We start from the raw sequence: 24,953 nt of genomic DNA, 5'->3' as shown, positions 1-24,953 counted from the left end.
ACAACCATTGCGGATGCGGCGGGTTAAGGTCGTTTCGTGCGGTTCTTCCGGCGGCCCACGGCCAGCGACGCAGAGACCAGACGGATCCGTGACTTCTGGACCTGGTGGGCACAGAAGGGCGCGCTCGCCTGTGGTGCCGCGCTCGATGCCGACGACCAGGGCGCTCTGGTCCACCTGCTGGCCAGACGGGTCGACGCGATCGAGACGGGTCTGAGCTGGGAGGTCGGCCCCGGTCCGCTGGGCGGGCGCCTGCTGGTCGTCTCTGCCGGCGGCGACCCGGACCACCGCGCGCTGGCTCGCCGCTGGCTGCTCGCCGCCCCCGAGCCCGACGGCGTCTCGCCCTGGGAGTTCAGCGACCAGCGGCCGCCGGTCGAAGATCCGGTCCAGGCGGTGCTCACCACCTCCGGTGGAGCCGAGATCCGGCTGGCCGACGTGCTGGTGAGCGGCCGGCAGAACGGCGCCCACTTCGACATCACGCTCTTCCACCCGGCTTTCCCGGAGCTCACCGACGACGCCCGCCTGCAGGTCGCCTTCCACGCCCTCGACACCACCCTGGGCGAGTCCAGCACCGAGCTGTGGATAGGCGAGGTCGAGACGGCCACGGCCCGCCCCCGCAACGGCTTCGGCCTCGACGGGCTGCGCACCGCCGTACGCAACCTCCGCAAGGAGTACGTCGACCCCGACGGCAACCCGGCCTGGGTGCTGCTCCGCGGGGAGAGCCCGCAGGGTCCGGTGGAGGCGAGCGCGGTCGTCCCCCTGCACCCGGTCCTCGCCCCCAACCTGACCCACCACGTCGGCGTGATGATCCCTTACGTCGGTTTCGCCGAGCGCGGGCTCCCCTCGGCCGATGCCCTGCGCGACCTCGGCCGGCTCGAGGACCGTCTCGCCTCCACCCTCGGGCCCGACGGCCGCGTCGTCGCCCACGAGACCACCAACGGCGTACGTCTCCTGCACGCCTACATCGACCCGACCACCTCGGCCCCGCAGCGGCTGGAGGAGACGGTCGGCGACTGGACCCACGGCGATGTCGTCACCCGGGTCGACACCGACCCCGCCTGGGAGGCCGTCCGTCCTCTGCGCGCCTGAGGGCGACCACCATGTGACCTACGCCACCGGAGCATCTAGCCCACGACATGTATTATCGTCATCATGACGACTGTCGACCTCCCGCTGCTCCCCCTCGGGCGCGGCACCGACCTGAACTCCGAGCGTGGCGTCGAGTGTCCCGGCGACCTGCCGGCCGCCTCCGACCCCGAACTGGTCGCGCGCGCTCTCGCCGCCAAGGAGAAGCTGGGCGAAAGGGTGTTCGTCCTCGGACACCACTACCAGCGCGACGAGGTCGTCCAGTTCGCTGACGTGATGGGCGACTCCTTCAAGCTCGCCCGCGACGCGGCCGCGCGGCCGGACGCGGAGTACATCGTCTTCTGCGGCGTGCACTTCATGGCCGAGTCGGCCGACATCCTCACCTCGCCTTCGCAGGCGGTCATCCTCCCCGACCTCGCGGCCGGGTGCTCGATGGCCGACATGGCGCGGCTGGGCCAGGTCGAGAAGGCCTGGGAGGCGCTCACCGAGGCGGGCGTCGCCGAGCAGGTCGTGCCGGTGACGTACATGAACTCCTCCGCCGACATCAAGGCGTTCTGCGGACGCCACGACGGAGTCGTGTGCACCTCCTCCAACGCGCAGGCCGTGCTGGAGTGGGCGTTCGACCAGAAGGCTGGTTCAGAAGGTGGCGCCAAGGTCCTCTTCTTCCCCGACCAGCACCTCGGCCGCAACACCGCGGTCCTGAAGCTCGGCCTGTCGCTGGACGACTGCATCGTCTGGGACCCGCTCCAGCCCGGCGGCGGCGTGAGCGCCGAGGAGCTCCGGGCGGCGAAGGTGATCCTGTGGAAGGGCCACTGCTCGGTCCACGGCCGCTTCTCCCCCGACACCATCGACGAGCTGCGGGCCGAGATCCCGGGCGTGCAGATCCTGGTCCACCCCGAGTGCAAGCACGAGGTCGTCCTCAAGGCCGACCTGGTGGGCTCGACCGAGTTCATCATCTCGACCATCGAGGCAGCTCCCGCTGGGTCAGCCTGGGCGATCGGCACCGAGCTCAACCTGGTCAAGCGGCTCGCCGCCGCCCACCCCGACAAGCGGATCGCCTTCCTCGACCGCACCGTCTGCTACTGCTCGACGATGAACCGCATCGACCTGCCCCACCTCGTCTGGGCCCTGGAGTCCCTCGTCGACGGCCAGGTCGTCAACCGCATCGAGGTCGACGCCGACACCGCGCACTACGCCAAGCTCGCCCTCCAGCGCATGCTCGACCTCCCGGGGCTGAGCTCAACAGGCACGGCCCAGGACGACTGACAGCCCCTGCCGAGGCGTCACTGCTGAGGTCAGCCGGCGGGGAGGCGTACGGCGATCGTGGTGTCGCCGGGGACGCTGGTCAGCTTCACTGCGCCGCCGTGGGCGGTGACGATGGCGTGGACCAGGGCCAGCCCGAGGCCGGCACCGCCGTCGCGCTGACGGGCCTCGTCGGCCCGGGTGAAGCGCTCGAAGGCGCGTGGGACGAGGTCCGGCGGGAAGCCCGGCCCGTCGTCGTGGACGTCGAAACCGTCAGGCCGTACGCGGACGGTGACCGTGGTGCCGGCTGGCGTGTGCCGGCGCTCGTTGGTGAGCAGGTTGCTGATCACCTGGTGGAGTCGCTGGTCGTCGCCGGTGACGATCACCTCGGCGGCATCGGAGTCGGCGTCGGTGTCGGCCGGCAGCTCGAGCCGCCAGGTGTGCGACGGGGCGACGACCCGGGCGTCGTCGATGGCTTCGAGGAGCAGCCGGGTCAGGTCGACCGACTCGCGGGCGAGCGGGCGGCCCTGGTCGAGGCGGGCGAGCAGGAGCAGATCCTCTACCAGCGTGGTCATCCGCAGCGACTCCTCCTCCACCTTGCCGAGCGCCATCGGGACCGCTTCGGGCCGCTGCTGGGCCAGCTCGGTGTAGCCACGGATGGTGGTCAGCGGCGTACGCAGCTCGTGGGAGGCGTCCGCGACGAACTGGCGTACCTGCTGCTCGCTGCGGTGACGCTCGGCCAGGGAGATCTCGACGTGGTCGAGCAGCGAGTTGAGCGCGGCACCGACCTGGCCGACCTCGGTGTCCTCGTCGGTGAGCCGCTCGGGGACCCGTTCGGTCACCGAGACCTCGCCGGAGGACATCGGGAGGCCGGCGACAGCATGCGCGGTGGCGGCGACCTCCCGCAACGGGCTGAGCTGGCGGCGTACGACGACATAGCCCACACCTGCGGCGGCCAGGACGCCGAGCAGGGTCAGCAGGGCCTCCCAGAAGATCAGGCTCCCGATGGTCTTCTCGACCTCACCTGTGGAGTGGCCGGTGACGACGACCACCGTCTGGCCGGTGCTCGTGTTGAAGACGGCCTGGGCGATCACCCGGTAGGTGCCGTGATCGGGCAGCTCGACGTCGTGCGCACGAGCGTCGACGCGCACCTCCCGCAGCGCACCGAGATCGGCCGTGGTGAGCGTCTCCACCTCGTCCGGGTCGAAGTCGCCGAGCGTGCCTCTGGCCCGACCGTTCTCGGGGAACTCCGCAAAGACCGAGTTCGGGGCCAGGTTGAACCGAACCCCCGGGCTCGTCCCGGCCACACCCCGAGCCATGTCGCGTACGTCTCGGTCGAGGCGGTCCAGCAGGGTCTCGCGCAACGCGATGGTGGCGACGGTGGCGATCAGCAGCGAGACGACCAGCACCAGGGAGACCGCGGTGATGACCAGCCGTGAGGTGAGCGGCGCGAGGAGTCGCCTCAGCCGGCTGGTCACGCGCTGGCGCTCGTTCACTCAGTCGCCTTCAGCACGTAGCCCGCGCCGCGCATCGTGTGGATCATCGGCTTGCGGCCGGCATCGATCTTCTTGCGCAGGTAGGAGATGTAGAGCTCGACGACGTTGGCCTGACCACCGAAGTCGTAGGACCAGACGCGGTCGAGGATCTGTGCCTTCGAGAGCACCCGGCGCGGGTTGCGCATCAGGTAGCGGAGCAGCTCGAACTCGGTCGCGGTGAGCGTGACCTCCTCCCCCGCGCGGTGCACCTCCCGGGAGTCCTCGTCCATCGTGAGGTCGCCGACGCGGAGCACCGAGTGCTCCTCGACCCGGGTCGCCCCGGCCCGGCGCATCAGGCCGCGCAGCCGCGCGACGAGCTCTTCGAGAGAGAACGGCTTGGTCACGTAGTCGTCACCGCCCGCGGTCAGCCCGGCGACCCGGTCCTCGACCGCGTCCTTGGCGGTGAGGAACAGGACGGGTACGACCGGGCGGGTGCTGCGTACGCGACGCAGGACCTCGAGCCCGTCGAAGTCGGGCAGCATCCAGTCGAGCACGATCGCGTCGGGCGAGGTCTCCTTCGCGGCGCTGACCGCCTTGGAGCCGGAGTGGGCCATGGTGACCTCCCAGCCCTCGAACCGCAGCGCCATCGCGATCAGCTCGGCGATGTTCACCTCGTCGTCGACGACGAGCACCCGCAGCGGCGACCCGTCGGGACGGGTCAGGTCCTGTGCTCCAGCAGTCATGACTCCATCATGCGGCTGTTTGCTGTGTGTTGCTTGTGAAGCCGCTGAGGCGTGTCGAAGGAGTCAGCAACGATCTGCCCAGCGCCGGCCGGATCAGGCCGGATCAGGTCGCGCTCAGAGGCCGGGCGCGCCCCAGACCGCGAGCCAGCGAGAGAGGTCCTTCTCGACCGGAAGATCGCCTTCGATCGCGGTGCGGACGTTGATCTCGAGCAGGTTGTCGCGCTGCTGCGGACCGGTCGGGACGAAGGGGTAGAAGGTGCCCTGCTTGTAGAGGTAGATGAGGCCCACGCTGCGGCCGTCCGCGCCCTCGAAGCCGATCAGCGAGCACAGCAGCCCCGGCCCGAAGCCGTTCATCTCCAACGTGGTGTTGACCGCGTGGAGATCGGTGACCAGGCCGGTGATGTCGGGATTGGCCGGGTCCAAGGGCTCGTGGTCGACGCTGAGCCAGGTGAAGCCGAACTCGTCGACGCTCGTGGACACCTTCGGCGCAGCCTCGGAGGCACCGAGCAGCTCGACGACGTCGTCCTGCGTGCCGGCGAACCCTGCCCCTGCGGCGGCGCGGTAGCAGACCGCCCCGTCCCCGGTCGGGACCAGCCCGAGCGAGGTCTGCATGGTGAGTGCGGCCGTCGGCACCGCGAACAGTGCGTCGAGGTTGGCCTGCTTCGGTCGCGTACGACCCGTGATGACATCCCAGAAACCCACAGGGCGACCTTACGTCGTCACTGCGTCGGACGGCCGAGCTCGGCCTCGATCTGGGCGAGCTGCTCGAGGCGCTGCTCCAGCGAGGGGTGCGTCGAGGTCAGCGTACGCAGCGACTGACCGCTGATCGCCGGCGCGATGAAGAACGCGTTCATCGCCTGCGAGGACCGGAGGTCCCGGCTCGGGATCGCGGAGATCTCGCCGGTGATCTTCTGCAGCGCGCTGGCCAGCGCGCCCGGCTTCATGGTCAGGTGCGCGCCGGCACGGTCGGCGGCCAGCTCGCGGTAGCGCGACAGCATCCGCAGCAGCACCCAGGACACGGCGTAGACCGCCAGGGAGACCAGCAGCACCACCAGCCACACCGGGAGACCGTTGTTGCCGTCGCGGCGGCCGCCGCCTGCGTACGCGCCGTACTGGGAGCCCCGGCTCAGCATCCCGGCCACGATGCCGGCCGAGGAGGCGACCGTCATCACGAGCACGTCGCGGTGGGCGACATGAGAGAGCTCATGGGCGAGCACGCCCTCCAGCTCCTCGGCGCTCAGCCGCTGCATGATGCCGGTGGTCACCACGACGGCGGACCGCTTGGGCGAGCGGCCGGTGGCGAAGGCGTTGGGCATGTCGGTGTGGGCGATCCCGACCCGCGGCTTCGGCATGTCGGCCAGGGTGCACAGCCGGTCGATCATCGCGTGCAGCTCGGGCGCCTCCTGGACCGACACCTCGCGCGCGCCCATGGCGCGCATCGCGAGGGTGTCGGAGGAGTACCACTGCCACCAGGCGATGCCGAGACCGACGATGCCGATGATCGGCGCCCACTGTGCCGGCATCACGAACATCAGCGCCACGACGAGCCCGACGAAGAGCGCGCCGAGCAGGAACATCACCGTGGTCATCCGGACGGTCAGCCCGGCATCCCCCTGGAAGCGTGACATCAGATCATGCTCAGCCGGGGATGAGGCCCTCGTCGCCGAGCATCTCGGAGACCTCGGCGAGTGTGGAGCCGGGGCCGGGCAGGATCAGGTCGGAGGAGTCGATCGCGTCGACCGGGTGCGCGGTGCCCATCGAGCGCACGCCTTCGAGCAGCGCGACCAGCGCCGCGTCGAAGACGGCCTCGTCGGTGCCCTGGCAGGCAGCCTCGACGGCTGCGTCGAGCTCGTTGAGCTTGTCGATCGCGGAGGCGTCGAGGTCGTACTGCCCCTCCCCGAGGATGCGAACGATCACTGCTCCGCCTTCTTCTCGGTCGAGTCGACGTCGATGACCGGCGAGCTGTTGTCGCCACCGGGCAGCGCCTGGGTCTGCTGCGAGGAGCCGAGGCCCTTGAGAGCCGCGAGCTCGGCCTCGACGTCGTTGGTGGAGCTCAGGGCGTCGAGCTGACGGGTGATGTCGTCGGACGGACCGGCGGTGAGGTCGTCGAGGGCGCCCGAGGAGAGCAGCTCGTCGACGGCACCGGCACGGGCCTGCATCTCGAGGGTCTTGTCCTCGGCACGCTGCATGGCCATGCCGACGTCGCCCATCTCCTCGCCGATGCCGGAGATCGCCTCGTTGATCCGGGTCTGCGCCTCGGCAGCGGTGTAGGTCGCCTTGATGGTCTCCTTCTTGGTGCGGAAGGACTCCACCTTGGCCTGCAGCCGCTGCTGCGCGAGGGTGAGCTTCTCCTCCTCGCCCTGAAGGGTCCCCAGCTGGGTGTTGAGGTCGTTCATCTGCTGGGTGAGGCCGCTCTTGCGCGTGAGGGCCTCGCGGGCAAGATCCTCACGGTTCATCTCGATGGCCTTCTGGGCCTGCTGGGTGAGCTTGTCGGACTGCTGCTTGAGCCCGTTGATCTGCAGCTCGACGCGCTTGCGGCTGGTCGCGACGTCCGCGACGCCGCGACGCACCTGCTGCAGCATCTGAAGCTGCTTCTGGTAGCTGTAGTCGAGCACCTCCCGTGGGTCCTCGGCCTTGTCGAGCGCCTTATTTGCCTTCGCCTTGAAGACCAGGCTCAGCCGCTTCATCACACTCATCGCTTCCCTTTACGCCTCTCATATGCAGCCGACCGCCGGCCGCCCCGCGTCGTCGCTTGCCGCTGGACTCTCGTCGTCCTAGGACAAGTGTTGCCTCTCACCCTAGGCCGGGTCCACAAAACTCGTTGTCCGGGTCCCTCGGGATATCCTGTACGTGTCCTAGCCAACACTGTTTTGCCTCGGGCTCCGCTTCAGCAAGACTCATTTGCTTCGGGCTCCCGCTTCAGCAGATACGTAAGAGGTCCCTTCGTTGTTCGGTCGCAAGTCCCCCGCCCAGCAGGTCGTCGAGCCCGAGACCCCGGTCAAAGAGACCGGCAAGGGTCGCCCGACCCCATCGCGCAAGGAAGCCGAAGCGGCGCGCAAGGCGCGTCTCAAGCAGCCGCGTACCCGCAAGGAGATCAACGCCGCCAACCGCGCCCAGCGCGCCGAGCACGGCGACAAGATGCGCCAGGCGATGAAGACCGGCGACGAGCGCTACCTGCCGCTGCGCGACAAGGGCCCGGTCAAGCGCTTCATCCGTGACTGGATCGACGCCCGGTTCACCTTCGCCGAGATCGTGCTCCCGGTGCTGATCATCGCGTTGGTGGTGCCCTACATCAGCCTCGAGCTGGCGATGTACTCCCAGCTCTTCACGCTCGTCGTGATGGCCACCGTGATCATCAACCTGATCACGCTGCGCTTCCTGCTCCGCAAGGAGCTCAAGCGCCGCTTCCCCGACAACGACCTCAAGGGCACCACCTACTACGCGATCATGCGGGCCATCCAGATCCGCCCCCTGCGTATGCCCAAGCCGCAGGTCAAGATCGGCTCGCAGCTCTCCGACGACTACCGCTGAGCCACCACTAGGCGTCGTCGGGCCGGGGCACGTCCTCGACCTCGCAGACGAGACTGGCCCCGCCGACGCGCTCGTGGAAGCTCCATGAGCCGGCCAGGTCGGTGAGCTTCTCGGCGACGTAGGGCTCGGGTGCGGACGCCGGCATCGAGGTGAGCGTCCAGATCGTGGAGAGCTCGACCCGGGTCGGCGTACGCCACGCCATCTTCACCCAGATCTCGCCGGGGAGGTTCGAGATGGCCACATGGACGCCGAATGCGGCGAGGACCTCGAGCCGGTTGGCGGCGCGGTCGCCCACGACCCGCGAGTCGGTCCACGCTCGCACCTGGTTCATCGCCTGGTCCGGCGTCAGCAGATCGAATGCCTGCTCGCGTTCCGTCTCGTAGACGTGGTTGCTCATCAGTTGGCCTTTCGGGTGGGGGTGGATGCGGCCGGAGCCGTCTGGATGTCCCAGATGGTGTCGAGACCGGCTCGGCGGAGCTGACCGGCGAGCGCCGGATCGGCGTTTCGGAGACGAAGGGGCACGCCCCGCGACCCGCAGCGACGCTTGGCCCACAGCAGCGCCGCGATGGTCGTCGAGGAGAACCCGGTCAGACCCGTCAGGTCGACCACGACCGCCTCGGGACCGCCCACGAGCATCTCCGCCAACCGCCAGCGCAGGTTGTGGATCGCTCGCAGGCAGGTCGCGTCCGAGAACGGCACGATGATGGTCTCGTCCATCGGGTAGAACTCCGCCTCGCTCATGCCGTCCACCCTGCCCACGGTGTGTGGAGGTCCTTTCGCAGTTTCATGTCAGTTTCGTGTCACTTCCGGCCGGCGGACCGCGACGGCTCTTTGTCCCGGCCGTTCGGGTGAGACGATTCGGGACGTGCAAGAGGCAGCCAAGCGAGTGCTCATCCTGGAGGACGACTACGGGCTGCGTACCTCCCTTCGGCTCTTCCTCGAGCAGGAGGGGTACGCGGTCGGCGAAGCCGACGACGCCGAGATCGCCCTCGATCTCGACGCCCAGGAGCCGTTCGACGTGATGCTCGTCGACCTGATGCTCGGCGGCATCGACGGGTTCACCTTCATCCGGAGCGTGCGCCCCCGGACGACCGCACCGATCATCGTGATCAGCGCCCGCGACGGTGCCAAGGACGTGGTCACCGCGCTGGAGGCGGGAGCCGACGACTACGTGCGCAAGCCGTTCGACGTGGCCGAGGTCAGGGCCCGGATCCGCGCCGCGCTGCGGCGCCCCGACTTTCCCCTTGTCCCGGCTCAGGGCGGCTACGCCCCTGCCAGCGGCATCGTGCTCGACTCGACCGACGGCCCGCTGGTCTTCGACCCGGAGGCCGCGACCCTCCGCCGGGGCGCCGAGGACCTCCACCTGACCAGCACGGAGTTCAAGCTCCTGCTCGCGCTGACGAACAGCCCCGGTAGGGTGATGACCCGCGAGAACCTGGTCAACCAGATGTGGCCCGAGGGCCATCACGGAGACGTCCGGGTCGTCGACGTGCACGTCAGCCGCCTGCGCAACAAGGTCGACACCGACCCGGAGGCCGGCGGCGTCATCTCCACCGTCCGCGGCCTGGGCTACCGGCTGGACCCGCGATGAACCGGAGACCGAGTCGGCGCGGTCTCCGCGCCAACGTCGTGGCGGCGTTCGCGGCCGGCGCGCTGCTGATCAGCCTGATCCTCGCCTTCAGCACCTACTTCTCGGCCCGTCACTACCTGATCGCGCAGCGTGAGCGGAACGCGCTGCAGCAGGCCTACATCGACGCCGCGCTCGTCAAGGAACGGCTGCGCACGAACGGGGTCAACGTCGCCGAGGTTCTCGCCGAGATCGCCCAGCCGAGCCGCACCACTGTGTTCGTCCACAAGGACGGTCAGTGGTACTCCTCCGACCTCACCACCCAGGTCCACGACGCCACCAGCGACGTCGCCTCGAGCGTCCAGGCCGGAGACGTCGCGCTGACCTGGACCGACACCGGCGACCGGCCCAACATCGTCGTCGGGGTCCCGCTCGAGGGCGTGGACGCCGACTACTACGAGGTCACCTATGCCAAGGAGCTCAGCGAGACCCTCGACACGATGGGCTACGCGCTCGCCATCTCGGCGGCGGTCACCACCATCGCCGGCGGCGTGCTCGGCTGGTACGCCGCCCGGCGGGTGCTGCGGCCGCTGCGCCAGGTCGCCCTGGCCGCAGCGCGGATCTCCGCCGGCGAGCTCGACACCCGAGTAGAGGCAACCGACGACCCCGACCTGTCGACCCTGACCGGGTCGTTCAACACCATGGTCGACACCGTGGTCGAGCGCCTCGACCACGACGCCCGCTTCGCCGCCGACGTCAGTCACGAGCTTCGTACGCCGGTGGCCACCCTCACCACCAGCCTCGGCGTCCTGCAGGGCGACAAGCACCTCTCCCCCAGCTCCGCGACCGCGGTGGACCTGATGGCCGGCGAGCTGGAACGGTTCCGCGGGGCGCTCGAGGACCTCATCGCGCTGGGGCGTCTCGACGCAGGCGTGCGGGAGTCGGAGTGGGAGGTGCTGAGAGTCACCGACCTCGTCGCCGCGACTCTCGCGGACAACGGCATCGGCGACGACGTCGTCATCGACGTCCCCGACGAGCTGGAGATCTACGGTGATCGGCTCCAGCTGCACCGAGCCCTCGCCAACCTGGTCCGCAACGCCGAGACCCATGGCGGCGGCCTCACCTCGGTGCGTGCCACCGCGCGCCGCGGCGAGGCCGAGATCCACGTCGCGGACTCCGGGCCCGGCGTACCCGTCGCGTCGCGCGAGCACATCTTCGACCGGTTCTCCCGGCTGGGGGCGCGGGGCGCGACGACCGGGAGCGGGCTGGGCCTGAGCATCGTGGAGCGGACCGCTCAGCTGCACGACGGCTCGGTCTGGTGTCGCGATGCCGACCCGACCGGCGCGGACTTCGTGATCTCGCTCCCCCTCGCGCCCACGGCGCGGACCGTCTCGGGCCGGGAGGTGACATGAGGACGGCGCGTACGTCATGGGCGGCGGTGCTCTCCGGCCTGCTGCTGGCCGGGGCTGCCGCGTGCGGAGTCCCGAGCAGCGACGAGGTGCGGACCGTCGATCCCGACGAGGTTCCCTACCATCTGCTCGACGACGCTGCCGCCGTCGCACCGGGCACAGCGCAGGGCGCCGCCGGGCCGCGGCTCTACTGGGTCAACGGCGAGGACCGTCTCGTCAGCCGCCCCACCGCCAGCTTCTGCTCCAAGACCGTCGACGGGGTCGCGAAGAACATCCTCGACCAGCTCGGCGCCGGTCCCACGGAGGTCGACCTGGCTTCAGGCCTCGGCACCGCCCTGCCCCCGGAGGGATGGCTGGAGCTCGTGGAGATCACCGACCGCACCGCCCACCTCCGCATCTCCACCGACGACACGATCGCCACCAACCGGGTGGTGCTCGCCACCGCCCAGACGGTGCTGTCGCTGACCTCGATCCCCGGCGTGGACCGGGTGAAGATGAAGTACGACGCCGAGCCGCTGCAGGTGCCGAAGTCCTCGGGCGAGCTCGCCGACGGGCCGTTGCGCCACGACGACTACCGCAGCCTGCTGGCCGACCCCGCCGAGCCGCCCAAGGACGAACGGCTACGACGCCGGGACCTCTGCCCCAGCTGAGCTCGCCCAGCGGTCCTGGGCGGTCATGGGTAGCTCTGAGCGGCTCTGAGGAGTCCTCAGCCGATCCCCAGGACGTCCTCCAGGCCGATCGTGAGCCCAGGCCGCGAGCCGATGCCGCGGATCGCGGCGAGCACGCCGTGAGCGAAGGAGGCGTGCGAGAGCGAGTCGTGGCGGATGGTCAGGAGCTCGCCGACACCGCCGAGGACGACCTCCTGGTGGGCTACCGAGCCGGACATCCGCAGCGAATGGACCGGGATGCCCTCCACAGCGGCGCCGCGGGCCCCCTGGAGGGCCGACGTGGTCGCGTCCGGCGCCGGGGCCACTCCGGCCTCCCGACGCGCGGCAGCGACGAGCTCAGCGGTCCTGCGGGCCGTACCCGAAGGAGCGTCGGCCTTCCGCTCGTGGTGGGTCTCGACGATCTCCACGGACGGGAAATGGGCGGCCGCGAGCTCGGCGAAACGCATCATCAGCACAGCGCCGACCGAGAAGTTGGGGACGACCATCGCGCCGACCGCCGGAGCCTCGGCCAGCCAGGCCTCGAGCTGCTCGACGCGGTCGGGACCGAAGCCCGAGGTGCCGATCACGGTGTGCACGCCGTGGGACAGGCAGAACTCCGCGTTGCCCATCACCGCCTCGAGAGTGGTGACGTCGACAGCCACCTCGGCTCCGGCGTCGGTGATCGTCGAGAGCTCGTCGCCGCGCCCGATCCTCGCCACCAGCTCCAGGTCATCGGCGGACTCGACCGCCTCGCAGACCGCCGAACCGAGCTTGCCACCTGCACCGAGAACAGCCACCTTGATCATGGCGACCAACCTTATGCGAAGCGGCCCGGGACGAAGCGACCGACCGCATAGTTCACGCTCCAGCAACGATCTACCACTATCCGGTGAACACTGTCCGGCGAGGGCTGTGAGCGGAACCGTAGGTGGATCTGGCAGTCTTGGCCCCATGGTGGTGCAGACGATCCCTGCTCGGATCCGTTGGGCCGTTGATTTCATGGACATTCAACCGAACGATCATGTCCTTGAGATCGGCTGTGGCCCGGGGGCTGGTGCCGAGCTGATCTGTAGCCGGCTGGAGACCGGAAAACTATTTGCGATCGATCGCTCGGAGTCGGGCGTCGATCGTACTAAGCGACGCTGCGCGAAGTATCTGGAGGCAGGACGCCTCACGGTCCGCCAGATCGACCTCGCAACGCTGCGGGTCCCGGTCAAGCGGCTGACGAAGGTCTTCGCGTTCAACGTCAACCTGTTCTGGGTGCGGGACGCATCCGCCGAGATCGCGCTGCTCCACGAGCGCGTGCTCCCCGGCGGCACCGTCAACCTCTTCTACGAGGCCACCCAGCGCGAGCAGGTCCCCGAGATCATCGAGAAGGCGAGCAAGGCCCTGGCCGACGGCGGCTTCCGAGTCTCCATCGTCGACTCCAAGGTCCCGGCCGCCGTCGGGATCATCGGTAAGCGCTGACCCAGACCACGCCGAGTCGGCGCGTTCTGACCGAATTGCACGCCGAGTCGGCTCGTTATGACGAGCCGACTCGGCCTGATTCGGTGTCAGGCCGGTCCCACGACCGCGAGGATCTCGGGACGGCTGAGGATCTCGGCCGCGACCTCACGGCACTCCTCTAGGGTGACCTCGTCGATCCGGGTGAGGACCTCGTCGATCGAGTAGAGCTCGCGATGGACCAGCTCGGCACGGCCGATGCGGGACATCCGGGAGGCCGAGTCCTCGAGGCCGAGCACGAGGCCGCCACGCAGCTGCCCCTTGCCGAGCTCGAGCTCCTCGGCGGTGATGCCGTCGCGAGCGACGGCGGCCAGCTCGGAGCGTACGACCTCGAGCACCTCGTCGAGCTTGGCCGGCAGGCAGCCGACCTGGACTCCGAAGAGCCCCGTCTCTGCGTGGCTGTAGGCGTAGGAGTAGACCGAGTAGGCCAGACCCCGGTGCTCGCGGATCTCCTGGAAGAGCCGCGAGGACGTCGCGCCGCCGACGGCGGTGTTGACCACCTCGAAGGCGAACCGACGGTCATCTCCCCGCTGCAGACCCTGGCGCGCCAGGATCACGTTGACCTGCTCCAGCGGGCGCTCGGCTCTGGTCTCGCCGGGGACGACGTCGATCGGCGACCCCTCGCGAGGAGGCACCGGAGCGGCGGAGGCCCCTAGGAAGCCCGAGCCGGAGAACGCCTTCTCCACCATCGCCACGACCTCGTCGTGCTCGACGTTGCCGGCGACCGCGACGACCATCCTGGGCGGCACGTAGTGGGCCTTGTAGAACTCCTCGATCTCATCGCGGGTCAACGCGGCGATCGACTCCTCCGTGCCGGCGATGCCCCGACCGAGCGGCGTCTCGGCGCCCCAGGCCTGCGCCGCGACGAGGTTGTGGATGACATCGTCGGGATCGTCGTCGTGCATCGCGATCTCGTCGAGGATGACGTCACGCTCGGCCTCGACGTCCTCCTCCGTGACCAGCGAGGAGGTCAGCATGTCGCCCATGACGTCGACCGCCAGCGGCAGGTCGACGTCGAGCACGCGCGCGTGGAAGCACGTGTACTCCTTGGCCGTGTAGGCGTTGAACTCCCCGCCCACACGGTCCAGCGAGGAGGAGATCTCCAATGCCGTACGCGACGGGGTGCCCTTGAACAGCAGATGCTCGAGGAAGTGGGAGCAGCCATGCTGACGCGCGGTCTCGTCCCGGGAGCCGACGCCGATGAAGACGCCGATCGCCGCCGAGCGGACCCCGGCCATCTGCTCGGTCACGATCCGCAGCCCGGACAGGTGGACCGTACGGCGCACCAACGACGTCACCGCGCCGTTGACCTCGGTCTGCTCGAGCGTGACGGTGGTGCCGGGCTCCTGGTCATAGCCGGAGGACCGGCCGACACCTTCGTGTCGACCGGTCCCCGGGGTGGTGGGTGACGCCAAGGTCACTCCTCGTCAGCAGCCTCGGTGGCGGTCTCCGCAGGAGCCTCCTCGGAGGAGGCCTCCTCCTCGAGCACCGGGGCGAGCGAGAGCTTGCCGCGGTCGTCGATCTCGGCGATCTCGACCTGGATCTTCTGGCCGACCTCGACGACGTCCTCGACCGACTCGACCCGCTTGCCGCCGTTGAGGGCGCGCAGCTTGGTGATGTGGAGCAGGCCGTCCTTGCCCGGGAGCAGGGCGACGAAGGCACCGAAGTTGGTCGTCTTCACGACCGTGCCGAGGTAGCGCTCGCCGACCTCGGGCATGGTCGGGTTGGCGATCGCGTTGACCGCCGCACGGGCGGCCTCGGCAGCGCTGCCGTCGGTCGCGCCGATGAGCACCGTGCCGTCGTCCTCGATGGAGATCTGGGCGCCGGTGTCCTCCTGGATCTGGTTGATCACCTTGCCCTTCGGGCCGATGACCTCGCCGATCTTGTCCACGGGTACCTTGACGGTGATGATCCGCGGAGCGGTCGCAGCCAGCTCCTCGACGCCGCCGATGGCCTCGTGCATGACGTCCAGGATGGCCGCACGCGCGTCCTTGGCCTGGTTGAGGGCCTGGGCGAGGACCTCGGCCGGGATGCCGTCGAGCTTGGTGTCGAGCTGCAGCGCGGTCACGAACTCCGCGGTGCCGGCGACCTTGAAGTCCATGTCGCCGAAGGCGTCCTCGGCACCGAGGATGTCGGTGAGCGCGACGTACTTCGTCTCGCCCTCGATCTCACCGGAGATCAGACCCATCGCGATACCGGCGACCGGGGCCTTCAGCGGCACACCGGCGTTGAGCAGCGACATCGTCGAGGCGCAGACCGAGCCCATCGAGGTGGAGCCGTTCGACCCCATCGCCTCGGAGAGCTGACGGATCGCGTAGGGGAACTCCTCGCGGCTCGGCAGCACCGGCAGGAGCGCGCGGCGGGCGAGCGCACCGTGGCCGACCTCGCGGCGCTTGGGCGAGCCGACCCGGCCGGTCTCGCCGGTGGAGAACGGCGGGAAGATGTACTTGTGGATGTAGCGGCGGTGCTTCTCCGGGGAGAGCGTGTCGAGCTGCTGCTCCATCTTGAGCATGTCGAGGGTGGTGACACCCAGGATCTGGGTCTCGCCGCGCTCGAAGAGCGCCGAGCCGTGGACCCGCGGGATCACGCCGACCTCGGAGTGCAGCGGACGGAGGTCGGCCAGGCCGCGACCGTCGATGCGGACCTGGTCGCGCAGGACCTGCTCGCGGATGGCCTTCTTGGTCAGGGCGCGGAAGGCAGCGCCGATCTCGCCCTCGCGGCCCTCGAACTGCGCGCCGAGCTTCTCGAGCAGCGCAGCCTTGATCCGGTCGGCCTCTTCGTCGCGCTCCTGCTTGCCGAGCGTGCGCTCGCGCTTGCCACCGACGGTGTAGAGGTCGGTGATGTCGGCGCCAACGGTGGCCTCGACGGCCTGGTAGACGTCGTCCTGGTAGTCCAGGAAGATCGGGAAGTCCTGGACCGGCTTGGCGGCCTGCTTGGCCAGCTCGGCCTGGGCCTCGACAAGCTGCTTGATGAACGGCTTGGCAGCGTCCAGACCGCCGGCCACGATCGGCTCGGTCGGCGCCTGGGCGCCGGAGGCGACCAGGTCCCAGGTCTGCTCGGTGGACTCGGCCTCGACCATCATGATGGCGACGTCGCCGGAGTCGGTGACACGGCCGGCGACGACCATGTCGAAGACGGCGTTCTCGAGCTGGCTGTGGCTCGGGAAGGCGACCCACTGGCCCTCGATCAGGGCGACGCGAACGCCGCCGACCGGGCCGGAGAACGGCAGGCCGGAGAGCTGCGTGGACATAGACGCGGCGTTGATCGCGAGCACGTCGTAGGGGTGGTCGGGGTCGAGCGCCATGACGGTGATGACGACCTGGACCTCGTTGCGCAGACCCTTCTTGAAGGTGGGGCGCAGCGGGCGGTCGATCAGACGGCAGGTGAGGATGGCGTCCTCGCCCGGGCGACCCTCGGAACGGAAGAAGGAGCCGGGGATCTTGCCCGCGGCGTACATCCGCTCCTCGACGTCGACCGTCAGCGGGAAGAAGTCGAGGTGCTCCTTCGGGTGCTTGGAGGCGGTGGTCGCAGACAGCAGCATCGTCTCGTCATCGAGGTAGGCGGTCACGGAACCCGCGGCCTGCCGAGCGAGAAGCCCGGTCTCGAACTTGACGGTGCGGGTGCCGAACTTGCCGTTGTCGATGGTCGTCTCGACGGCGGTGATGACTGGTTCAGTCAAGGATTCGTCCTTGTCAGGTCTCGGAGCGCCCCCGCGCCGGGCATGTGCGCTCGTTGCGCACCGGGGCCGGTCTTCGATCGAGACCCTCAGGTCACCACGGACCTGGGAATCACTACCGAGGACCGAGCCGGACGGGCGGGCCGCTCCTGGTGATGTGTTTCGTTTTTCGGAGTGCCTGCGCGCCTGGCGCTAGCACTCCTCCCTCAGCCTATCCGTCCCTTGCCCGAAATGCGGAACGGAGGCACGCGCGTGCCGCCCGCTCCCGGACCGGATCCCACCCCGTCACGCCAGACTGCGCGCGCCGCCAGGGCCGGGATCCAGCCCCAGAGGGCGCCGGCGCTCAGTCCGTACGTCGCCGCGTCGACGAAGGCCGCGGGATGGGCCGCACCGGTGATCGAAGGGTCCACGCTCCACAGCAGCGCGCCCGCCACCGCCCCGGCGACACATCCCACCAGGGCGGCCATCCAGGCACTGAGGAACACGGCGGCACCGCCACTCCGTGGCACCCCTCGGACGGCCACCCGCACGAGCGCCGAGGTGACCGAGAAGAGCACTCCCGTCTTCAGCACCAGCGAGATGACGACCCACAGATCGGCGTAGGTCAACGTCCCGAAATAGCCGATCGCATGGCTCGGCAGATACGGCACGGTGCGAGACGCGCGCACCACCCACGCGTCCACCGCCGGCACGACGGCGAGCAGCGTCAACAGCCACATCAGCCCAGCCAGCACGACCCCTGCGACGATGCCGGGATCGCGCCTGCCCCGACTCACTGCCCCCGAGATGCTCATATCTCACTGTAGGACCGCACCCCGAGACCGCACCAGCGCACCTGTGGCCACAGCCGAAGGTCGCGGGTGTGGATCACGCCACGCGGCGACAGACGGCGAACGGGCCGCCTCCCAAGTGGGAGACGGCCCGTCGCGTACGCGTTGAGAACCTATCAGCGACGAAGGCCGAGCTTCTCGATGATCGAGCGGTAGCGCTCGATGTCCTTCTTCTGAAGGTAGTTGAGAAGGCGGCGGCGCTGGCCGACGAGCAGCAGCAGACCACGACGGCTGTGGTGGTCGTGCTTGTGCTCCTTGAGGTGGTCGGTCAGGTGGGAGATGCGGTGCGACAGCAGCGCGATCTGCACCTCCGGCGAGCCGGTGTCACCCTCGACCGTGGCGTACTCGGCGATGATCTTCTTCTTGGTCTCCGCGTCAGTTCCAACTGCCATGCGAAGGCTCCCTTCCGGCCCGTGGGCCTAACTCGTTGCGCGGCGCGCCCGGGCCTGTTCACCGGGGCACTCTTGATCCGCGGCCGATTTCACGGCTTGAGCTGCCGATCCCCATGGACCGACAACCCGAGAAGATTAACAGCGCGCCGGCATACCCCCGAATCGTCGCCGGATCAGGCCACGAGCACGAGCCGTGCCACCCGCCGACGCAACCTCCACCAGTACTTCATCGCTCTCCCCCTCGACTCTCTCGTCATCGGGTAAGACGCTGTGGAGCCGGATCCGGTTGCATCGGTCAGCTCACGGCGTCTCAGGAGCGCTCGGTGACGCACTCGGCGAGTCCGTCGGCGAGACGCTCGGCGAGGCGCTGGGCGAGCTCGCCGCGATCCCGGGGAGCGAGACCTTCGGCACCGTCGCCAGGGGCGGCTCCTGGATCTTCGGTGCGTCCGTGCCACCGTTCGCGAACGCGTTCGGGTCGAGCGCGGTGTCCGGCTGGGCCCGGCTGGGCAGCGGGAAGACGTTGTAGAACTGCGCGGCACCGTTGGACCACGGGTAGAAGATCCGCGGCTGCACCGGCTCCCCCGTACGCTCGTCCAGGCACATCTCGGAGATGATCCCGTCCTCGTCTGCCACAGTCGGCGGGAGCGGGTCGGCGACAGTCGAGGTGCAGTCGGGCCGAGCGGCCACGTCGATCGGCTTCCCGTCCTGGTCGAAGAGCTGCAACCCGGTCAGCGGCTTGCCCGAGGTGTCGTACGGGTAGATGTTGGTGACCGTCCTGCCGCCCGCGTAGATGCCGGCCTGCTCATCGACCGGTCCGCCATCACCGCTCGTCCCGACCACCTCGTTGTAGCAGTCCTGCCAGCCGCGGTCGTACGCGGCGCCGCCGCCACCCCCGTTCATCCAACTCATGAAGAGCACGAACACAGCGAGCGCGTTCAGACCGAGGAGCACGACGCGCGCGACGATGAGCAGCAGGACCGGCCGGTCACGACCGACCGCGCACGTCCCGTACGAAGTCCTTCCAGGCGGCCGTGTCGCCGGCCGGCCCGGAGGCACGAGCGGGCCCGGTGAAGGTGCGGACCTGGACGGGCTGGACGGGTCGCCCGGACGGCGAGGCGGACACCCGGCTCGTCTGGGCGGTCGGTACGGCGACGCTGGAGCGCAGCTGCTGACCGTACCCGCCGGGCGCACCCCCGGAACCGCCCGGGATGAGCGCCGACATCGGCGCGTACTCCTCCACCTCGGGGCGCTTTCCCGGCACCGCGAGCCAGATCAGCGCGATCAGGAACCCGGTCGCCCACCCATAGGTCAGCCCGTACGCTGCGCCCGACTCGAGCACGTCACCCAGCGTCGCCACCAGCCAGCCGGAGCGGCCGTCGGAGAGGTAGGCGTAGAGGCTCTCGGCGACCTGGCCGACGGCCGTGGCGACGATCGCGGCGAACCAGCAGCCGAGGAACACCGGCCAGAACGCCCGCGGCCAGATGCCGATGGTGCCGAGCCAGGTCAGCAGCCAGGTCAGCGCGAAGACGGTCACGGTGAGGACGACGGAGTGCACCAGGGCGTCGCCGGCGAGGAGGCCGGCGAAGGAGCCGTTGCCGAAGTAGGTGAGCCGGTCCCCCAGCAGCGCAGGCAGCCAGCCGGCCGAGTTGGTGCCGTTCTCGTCGGCCCAGGTGGACAGCGGCGCCGAGCCGGAGAAGAACTGGAGGGTCCAGAGCCCGGCGGTGACCAGGACCGCGTTGAGGACGGCCGGGATGCCGCCGCGGGCTCGCTCGGCCTCGACCTCGGTCTCGTAGGCGGACGTGGGGGTGGAGTGGGGATCCATGGCGAGACATTCAACCGCACCGGCACCCCGCTGGATAGGGCGCCGGGGTTAGAGATCGACCAGGATCTCGCGCGCCCGCACCACGTCTGCGTGCATCTGCTCCACGAGCGCGTCGATCCCCTCGAAGGCGACCATGCCGCGCAGCCGCTCCACGAAGGCGACCTCGACCTCGACGCCGTAGAGCTCGAGGTCGTCACGGTCGAGCACGTAGGACTCGACGCGGCGCCCGACCACGCCCTCGAAGGTGGGGTTGGTGCCGACCGAGATCGCCGCCGGGAATCGCTCGCCGGTGTCGCGCCGGGTCAGCCAGCCCGCGTAGATGCCGTCGGGCGGCACCGCGGTCAGCGAGTCGGTGGGCACGTTCGCCGTCGGGAAGCCCAGCTCCCGGCCGCGCTGGTCGCCCTTGACGACGATCCCGCGCACGGAGTAGGGGCGGCCCAGGGCCTCGGCGGCACCGGTGACGTCGCCGGCCGCCAGACACGTCCGGATGTAGGTCGAGGACCAGACCTGGGGGCCGCCGTCGAGCGGGATCCCCTCGGCGGAGAAGTCGTGGACCTTCCCGAAGGCGATCAGGTCGGCCACGTCGCCGGCGGCCTTGCAGCCGTAGCGGAAGTTGGCGCCGACCACGCACGCCTCGGCGTGCAGCGCGTCGACGAGGACCCGCTGGGCGAAGTCCTCGGGTGACCAGTTGGCCATCTCCATGTCGAACGGCAGCGCGAGCACGGCGTCGGCGCCGGCAGCGAGCAGCAGCTCGGCGCGGACCTCCATCGTGGTGAGCACACCGGGGGCGTGCTCGGGCCGCAGCACCGCCATCGGGTGCGGGTCGAAGGTCACCGCCACCAGGGTGAGCTCCTTGGCGTCCGCCACCTCGCGCCCCCTGCGCAGCACATGCTGGTGCCCGAGGTGGACGCCGTCGAAGTTCCCGACCACGACACAGGTGCGGCCGAGGTCGGCGGGCACCTCGCTCAGACTTCTCCAGAACACGTCGCCAGAATATCCATCCTCGGTCCCCTTCCCGGGATCCGGGCCACCTGGCAACCAAACAGTAACCTGTTCTACCCATTCTCGTTGGTCGAGGCATGGAGAGCCTCGTACGCAGAGCCACCATGTCCCTCGCTCCGCTGGTCCTGCTCGCGGGCGCGCTCAGCGCTCCTGCGGAGGCCGCCGAGCCGAAGCCCGCGTACGACGCGAAGGTGCGGATCACCGAGCACGGGATCCCACACATCACCGCCCGCGACTGGGGCTCCCTGGGCTACGGCAGCGGCTGGGCGACCGCCGGTGAGGCCACCTGCACGCTGGCCGACATCCTGCTCAGCGCCCGCGGCGAACGCTCCCGCTGGCTCGGCGCGGACAAGATCTATGACGACGGCGTCTCCAAGCCGACCACCAACCTCGACTCCGACGTGCTTGTGGGCGACCTCCACAGCCGGCAGGTGGTCGAGCGGCTCCTCGACTCCCCGGCTGGACCGTCGACGCGTGCGAAGCAGATGGTGCGGGGATACGCCGCCGGGGTGAACGAGTGGCTGCGTACGCACGAGGTGACCGATCCGGCCTGCGCGGACGCTCCCTACATCAGGGCAGACGTCACCGAGATCGACGTCTGGTACGGCGTCTATCTCGCCAACCTGATCGCCTCGGCCGGGCAGTTCGTCGGCGAGATGAACGCCGCCTCTCCCCTGTCGCCGACCGACCCGGGCCTGCCCGACCTGCCCGGTGCCCTGGGCCTGCCGTCGCTGCCCACCACCGCGGCCGAGGTGCCGGCTGCGGCCGCGAAGGTGGACAAGGAGGCGCTGCTGGCCTCGTTCGGCCGCGACCCCGAGCGCGCCTTCGGTTCGAACGCGACCGCGATCGGCGGCGATGCCAGCTCGACCGGCGCCGGGATGCTGCTCGGCAACCCCCACTTCCCGTGGCAGGGCCGCTATCGGTTCACCCAGCAGCATCTGACGATCCCCGGCGAGTACGACGTCGCCGGCGCCTCCCTGATCGGCTCGCCGGCGGTGAACATCGGCTGGAACGACGACGTCGCCTGGAGCCACACGGTCTCGACGGCCTACCGGTTCACGCCGTACGAGTACACCACCCTCGGGCCGGGCACCCGCTACCTCACCCCGGACGGGGTCAAGCGGGCCGAGCGGCGGGAGGTCGAGGTCGAGGTCAAGACCGCCTCGGGCACGACCACGGTCACCGAGGATCTCTACCGCACGCCCGAGGGCTACGTCATCGACTCGCCCGCGCAGCTGATGGCCTGGGGGCCGCAGAGCTTCTGGGCGATCCGGGACGCCAACGCCGAGCACCTGCGCACCATCGACACCTTCCTCGGCATGGGCTCCGCCTCCTCGGTCGGGGACCTGCTGGAGCGCCAGGACGCCGGCGGCGGGATGCCATGGGTCAACACGATCGCGGCCGACCGCCACGGTGACGCCCTCTACGCCGACCACTCGGTCGTCCCACACGTCACCGACAGGCTCGCCGCACGCTGTATGACGGTCGTCGGCCGGCTGCTCGACGTCGTCGCCGGCCTGCCCGGTCTCGACGGCAACCGCGCCGGGTCCTCCTGCGCCTGGGGAGCCGACTCCGACGCCCAGCGCCCCGGGATCCTCGGCGACGAGCACCTCCCCGACGTCGTACGCCGCGACTGGGTGATGAACGCCAACGACTCCCACTGGCTGCCCAACCCGGAGGCCCCGCTGGAGGGCTACCCCGCGATCCTCGGCTGCGAGCGTTGCGAGCGGACGATGCGTACGCAGATGGTGGCCCGCTACGTCATCGACCAGCTCGCCGCTCACGGCGTCGAGACGCCCGCCTCGCTGGCCGACCATGAGTACGACAACCGGCAGCGGACGGCGGAGGTCATGAAGGCCGACGGCGCGCTCGACCGGGTCTGCCAGCTGACCGGCGAGAAGCAGGCCTGCGCCGTCCTGGCCGGATGGGACGGACGGTCGGACGCGACCTCGGTCGGCACCGCGATCTTCACCGAGTTCGTCGAGCGGGCCCCCACCGGGCTCCAGCTCTGGCGGGTGCCGTTCGACGCCGACGACCCGCTCGACACACCGCGCGGGCTGCGCACGACACCGAGCACGATCAAGGCGATGAAGGACGCAATCGCGGCCGTGAGGGCGACCGGCCTGCCGATCGACTCGCCATGGGGCGCCTACCAGGTCGCCGCCGACCGCGGCGCTCCCCCGCTGCCCCTCGGCGGCGGCGTGGGCAACCTCGCCGGCAACGCCAACGCGCTCGCCTCCCGCAGCCCGGTGCAGAACACCGGCTACGCGCGGCCGATCACCTACGGCTCCTCGCACATCCAGGCCGTCTCATTCGGCCCGGACGGCGTCGAGCCGCGCACGATCCTGACCTACGGCCAGTACGAGGACCCCGCCTCCCCGTGGTCCAGCGACCAGACCCGCCTCTTCTCCGAGGAGAAGTGGGTCGACTTCCCGTGGACCGACGAGGAGATCAAGGCAGACCTGGTCGAGACCGTGCGCCTCAGGTCTTGAGCCCACGCAGACGGAGCTGTGTTGGTTTCGACACGCCTCCGCCTAGCGGCTCCGGCGGCTCAACCAACGCCCGTTGGTCGAGCCGGGAGGCCGGCTACGGCCGAGCGTGTCGAGACCAACACAGTCGTCTGCGCGAGCAGTCAGCCGACGAAGACGGCGCTCGCCTTGGCGAGCTCGGGCCCGACCGGCTCATAGAGCGCGAGGAACTCGCCGTCGGGGGCGAAGACAGCGGTGATCCCGTCGAGCGCGAGCCCGAGCTTGCGCCCGTAGCGGACGTCCTGCGACTGAGCCTCGGAGAGGTCGTACGCCGGGAACGCAGCGCGAGCGGCCTCGGCCAACGGGAGCACGGCGAACTCGTTGCCGAGCTCGTCGAGCGTCCTGGCGACGTCGAGGTCGTAGGGCCCCACGGCGGTGCGGCGCAGCGCCGTCAGGTGTCCACCGACCCCGAGCGCCTCGCCGACGTCGCGGGCGATCGCGCGGATGTAGGTGCCGCTCGAGCAGCGCACCGAGATGTCGACGTCGACCACGTCGCCCTCGACCCGGACGTCCCCCACGGTCAGCTCGTGCACCGTGACCGGCCGGGCCTTCAGCTCGACCTGCTCACCGTCGCGTACGCGCTGGTAGGCGCGCTTGCCGTCGACCTTGATCGCCGAGACCGCGGTCGGGACCTGGAGGATGTCGCCGACCTGGGTGGCGAAGGAGCTGCGTACGTCCTCGGTGGCCAGCCCGCTGGCGACCTTCTCCGCGACGACCTCCCCCTCGGCGTCATCGGTGGTCGTCGAGACCCCGAGCCGGACCGTCGCGTCGTAGGCCTTCTCGGTCAGCATCAGGTGACCGAGCAGCCGGGTGGCACGCTCGACCCCGAGGACGAGCACGCCGGTGGCCATCGGGTCCAGGGTGCCGGCATGCCCGACCTTGCGGGTGCCGGCCAGACGACGCACGCGCGCGACGACGTCGTGGGAGGTGACCCCGGCGGGCTTGTCGACGATGACGAGACCAGAAGGAGCACTCACTCCTCGTCGTCCTCGTCGTCCTCTTCCCACTCGTCTTCGGCCTCACGCGGCTTCTTGTAGGGATCCGGCTCGCCGGCGTAGGACTCCACACGAGCGGCGGCGACCGCGTCGTCCTGCGCCTTGGCGCGGGCGAGCACGTCGTCGAGGTGGCGAGCCGTCTCCGGCAGCGCGTCGTGGATGAACTCCAGCGTCGGGGCGGTGCGCGTGCCGAGCTGCTTGGCGACCTCGGAGCGGATCAGCCCCTTGGCCGACTCCAGCGCGGCCGCCGTGCCGGCGAGCTCGGCCTCCGAGTCCGCTCCCAGCACCGTGTAGAAGATCGTCGCGTTCTGACTGTCACCGGTCACCCGGACATCGGTGATGGTGACGAAGCCGATCCGCGGATCTTTGATCCGCCGCTCCAGCATCTGAGCGACAACGACCTTGATCCGGTCAGCGATCCGACGCACCCGTGGGCTACTCATGTTCACACTCTCTCAAATAATCGAAGCAAATCGAGACGTTGGCCGGGCCGCGACTGCGACCCGGC

General features: G+C 69.7%; 26 protein-coding genes. 8 read left to right on the top strand and 18 right to left on the bottom strand.

Going from position 1 to position 24,953, the window contains the following annotated elements; translation table 11 throughout:
• Positions 1-36: 36 nt before the first annotated feature.
• Positions 37-1,086: a DUF695 domain-containing protein gene (locus H5T77_RS05725; RefSeq protein ID WP_292646218.1), complete on the top strand. Its 1,050-nt coding sequence runs from the start codon at positions 37-39 to the stop codon at positions 1,084-1,086.
• Between the two features lie 63 nt (positions 1,087-1,149).
• Positions 1,150-2,349, top strand: coding sequence for a quinolinate synthase NadA (gene nadA / locus H5T77_RS05720; protein WP_292646215.1), 1,200 nt, complete (start codon positions 1,150-1,152; stop codon positions 2,347-2,349).
• A gap of 29 nt (positions 2,350-2,378) precedes the next feature.
• On the opposite strand, the gene H5T77_RS05715 is transcribed toward nadA, so the two are convergent.
• The 6 genes from H5T77_RS05715 to H5T77_RS05690 form a co-directional block, all read right to left on the bottom strand.
• Positions 2,379-3,821, bottom strand: a complete 1,443-nt coding sequence (locus H5T77_RS05715; protein ID WP_292646213.1) for a sensor histidine kinase — start codon at positions 3,819-3,821, stop codon at positions 2,379-2,381.
• Entirely contained in the window at positions 3,818-4,543 is a 726-nt protein-coding gene (locus H5T77_RS05710) for a response regulator transcription factor (RefSeq protein ID WP_292646211.1), read from the bottom strand. Before H5T77_RS05710 ends, H5T77_RS05715 begins: the two co-directional genes overlap by 4 nt.
• A gap of 114 nt (positions 4,544-4,657) precedes the next feature.
• Complete coding sequence (gene pspAB / locus H5T77_RS05705) at positions 4,658-5,245, bottom strand: PspA-associated protein PspAB (RefSeq protein WP_179657085.1); 588 nt, start codon at positions 5,243-5,245, stop codon at positions 4,658-4,660.
• A 17-nt stretch (positions 5,246-5,262) separates the two neighbouring features.
• Entirely contained in the window at positions 5,263-6,171 is a 909-nt protein-coding gene (htpX, locus tag H5T77_RS05700; RefSeq protein WP_292646206.1) for a zinc metalloprotease HtpX, read from the bottom strand.
• Positions 6,172-6,181: 10 nt separating this feature from the next.
• Complete coding sequence (gene pspAA, locus H5T77_RS05695; RefSeq protein ID WP_292646203.1) at positions 6,182-6,460, bottom strand: PspA-associated protein PspAA; 279 nt, start codon at positions 6,458-6,460, stop codon at positions 6,182-6,184.
• Positions 6,457-7,239 (bottom strand): PspA/IM30 family protein, encoded by a 783-nt coding sequence (locus tag H5T77_RS05690; protein ID WP_292646200.1) that lies wholly within the window; start codon positions 7,237-7,239, stop codon positions 6,457-6,459. Before H5T77_RS05690 ends, pspAA begins: the two co-directional genes overlap by 4 nt.
• 250 nt (positions 7,240-7,489) lie before the next feature.
• On the opposite strand from H5T77_RS05690, the gene H5T77_RS05685 reads away from it, so the two are divergent.
• Entirely contained in the window at positions 7,490-8,074 is a 585-nt protein-coding gene (locus H5T77_RS05685) for a DUF3043 domain-containing protein (RefSeq protein ID WP_292646197.1), read from the top strand.
• Positions 8,075-8,081: 7 nt separating this feature from the next.
• Here the strand turns inward: H5T77_RS05685 and H5T77_RS05680 are convergent, their stop codons facing one another.
• Together H5T77_RS05680 and H5T77_RS05675 are read right to left on the bottom strand one after the other, a co-directional pair.
• Entirely contained in the window at positions 8,082-8,471 is a 390-nt protein-coding gene (locus H5T77_RS05680) for a hypothetical protein (RefSeq protein ID WP_292646196.1), read from the bottom strand.
• The gene (locus H5T77_RS05675) at positions 8,471-8,815 is read right to left on the bottom strand and encodes an STAS domain-containing protein (protein WP_292646194.1); all 345 of its coding nucleotides are present in this window, start codon (positions 8,813-8,815) and stop codon (positions 8,471-8,473) included. Before H5T77_RS05675 ends, H5T77_RS05680 begins: the two co-directional genes overlap by 1 nt.
• A 124-nt stretch (positions 8,816-8,939) precedes the next feature.
• Between H5T77_RS05675 and H5T77_RS05670 the strand changes: the two genes are divergently transcribed.
• Genes H5T77_RS05670 through H5T77_RS05660 form a run of 3 tightly spaced genes read left to right on the top strand, consistent with a single transcriptional unit; the run spans position 8,940 to position 11,700 of the window.
• On the top strand, positions 8,940-9,665 hold the full coding sequence (locus H5T77_RS05670; protein WP_292646191.1) for a response regulator transcription factor: 726 nt from the start codon (positions 8,940-8,942) through the stop codon (positions 9,663-9,665).
• The gene (locus H5T77_RS05665) at positions 9,662-11,053 is read left to right on the top strand and encodes a sensor histidine kinase (RefSeq protein ID WP_292646189.1); all 1,392 of its coding nucleotides are present in this window, start codon (positions 9,662-9,664) and stop codon (positions 11,051-11,053) included. Before H5T77_RS05670 ends, H5T77_RS05665 begins: the two co-directional genes overlap by 4 nt.
• On the top strand, positions 11,050-11,700 hold the full coding sequence (locus tag H5T77_RS05660; RefSeq protein ID WP_292646186.1) for a GerMN domain-containing protein: 651 nt from the start codon (positions 11,050-11,052) through the stop codon (positions 11,698-11,700). The genes H5T77_RS05665 and H5T77_RS05660 overlap by 4 nt, the downstream gene beginning before the upstream one ends.
• Positions 11,701-11,756: 56 nt before the next feature.
• On the opposite strand, the gene dapB is transcribed toward H5T77_RS05660, so the two are convergent.
• Positions 11,757-12,503 (bottom strand): 4-hydroxy-tetrahydrodipicolinate reductase, encoded by a 747-nt coding sequence (dapB, locus tag H5T77_RS05655; RefSeq protein ID WP_292646184.1) that lies wholly within the window; start codon positions 12,501-12,503, stop codon positions 11,757-11,759.
• A 193-nt stretch (positions 12,504-12,696) separates the two neighbouring features.
• Between dapB and H5T77_RS05650 the strand changes: the two genes are divergently transcribed.
• Positions 12,697-13,164, top strand: a complete 468-nt coding sequence (locus H5T77_RS05650; protein WP_292646181.1) for a class I SAM-dependent methyltransferase — start codon at positions 12,697-12,699, stop codon at positions 13,162-13,164.
• 86 nt (positions 13,165-13,250) lie between these two features.
• Here H5T77_RS05650 and H5T77_RS05645 read toward each other — a convergent pair whose 3' ends face one another.
• The 7 genes from H5T77_RS05645 to H5T77_RS05615 form a co-directional block, all read right to left on the bottom strand.
• Entirely contained in the window at positions 13,251-14,621 is a 1,371-nt protein-coding gene (locus tag H5T77_RS05645) for a M16 family metallopeptidase (protein WP_472850335.1), read from the bottom strand.
• The gene (locus H5T77_RS05640) at positions 14,618-16,879 is read right to left on the bottom strand and encodes a polyribonucleotide nucleotidyltransferase (RefSeq protein WP_292646177.1); all 2,262 of its coding nucleotides are present in this window, start codon (positions 16,877-16,879) and stop codon (positions 14,618-14,620) included. Before H5T77_RS05640 ends, H5T77_RS05645 begins: the two co-directional genes overlap by 4 nt.
• 203 nt (positions 16,880-17,082) lie before the next feature.
• On the bottom strand, positions 17,083-17,670 hold the full coding sequence (locus H5T77_RS05635; RefSeq protein WP_292646175.1) for a hypothetical protein: 588 nt from the start codon (positions 17,668-17,670) through the stop codon (positions 17,083-17,085).
• Between the two features lie 152 nt (positions 17,671-17,822).
• On the bottom strand, positions 17,823-18,098 hold the full coding sequence (gene rpsO / locus H5T77_RS05630; protein ID WP_292646172.1) for a 30S ribosomal protein S15: 276 nt from the start codon (positions 18,096-18,098) through the stop codon (positions 17,823-17,825).
• Between the two features lie 300 nt (positions 18,099-18,398).
• Positions 18,399-19,007, bottom strand: a complete 609-nt coding sequence (locus H5T77_RS05625) for a hypothetical protein (protein WP_292646170.1) — start codon at positions 19,005-19,007, stop codon at positions 18,399-18,401.
• Between the two features lie 76 nt (positions 19,008-19,083).
• Complete coding sequence (locus tag H5T77_RS05620) at positions 19,084-19,920, bottom strand: hypothetical protein (protein WP_292646167.1); 837 nt, start codon at positions 19,918-19,920, stop codon at positions 19,084-19,086.
• A gap of 48 nt (positions 19,921-19,968) precedes the next feature.
• A complete protein-coding gene (locus H5T77_RS05615; RefSeq protein ID WP_292646165.1) occupies positions 19,969-20,904 on the bottom strand; it encodes a bifunctional riboflavin kinase/FAD synthetase in 936 nt (311 codons plus the stop codon).
• A 122-nt stretch (positions 20,905-21,026) separates the two neighbouring features.
• Between H5T77_RS05615 and H5T77_RS05610 the strand changes: the two genes are divergently transcribed.
• The gene (locus H5T77_RS05610; RefSeq protein WP_292646161.1) at positions 21,027-23,414 is read left to right on the top strand and encodes a penicillin acylase family protein; all 2,388 of its coding nucleotides are present in this window, start codon (positions 21,027-21,029) and stop codon (positions 23,412-23,414) included.
• Between the two features lie 140 nt (positions 23,415-23,554).
• Here H5T77_RS05610 and truB read toward each other — a convergent pair whose 3' ends face one another.
• Positions 23,555-24,427 (bottom strand): tRNA pseudouridine(55) synthase TruB, encoded by an 873-nt coding sequence (gene truB, locus H5T77_RS05605; protein ID WP_292646158.1) that lies wholly within the window; start codon positions 24,425-24,427, stop codon positions 23,555-23,557.
• Positions 24,424-24,894, bottom strand: a complete 471-nt coding sequence (rbfA, locus tag H5T77_RS05600) for a 30S ribosome-binding factor RbfA (RefSeq protein WP_292646156.1) — start codon at positions 24,892-24,894, stop codon at positions 24,424-24,426. The genes truB and rbfA overlap by 4 nt, the downstream gene beginning before the upstream one ends.
• Positions 24,895-24,953: the final 59 nt, after the last annotated feature.

Origin of the sequence: Nocardioides sp. (genome assembly GCF_014360585.1) — a bacterium.
Lineage (GTDB): Bacteria > Actinomycetota > Actinomycetes > Propionibacteriales > Nocardioidaceae > Nocardioides.
Note: the sequence above shows the minus strand (reverse complement) of the source record. Positions and strands in the feature narration are given on the sequence as shown.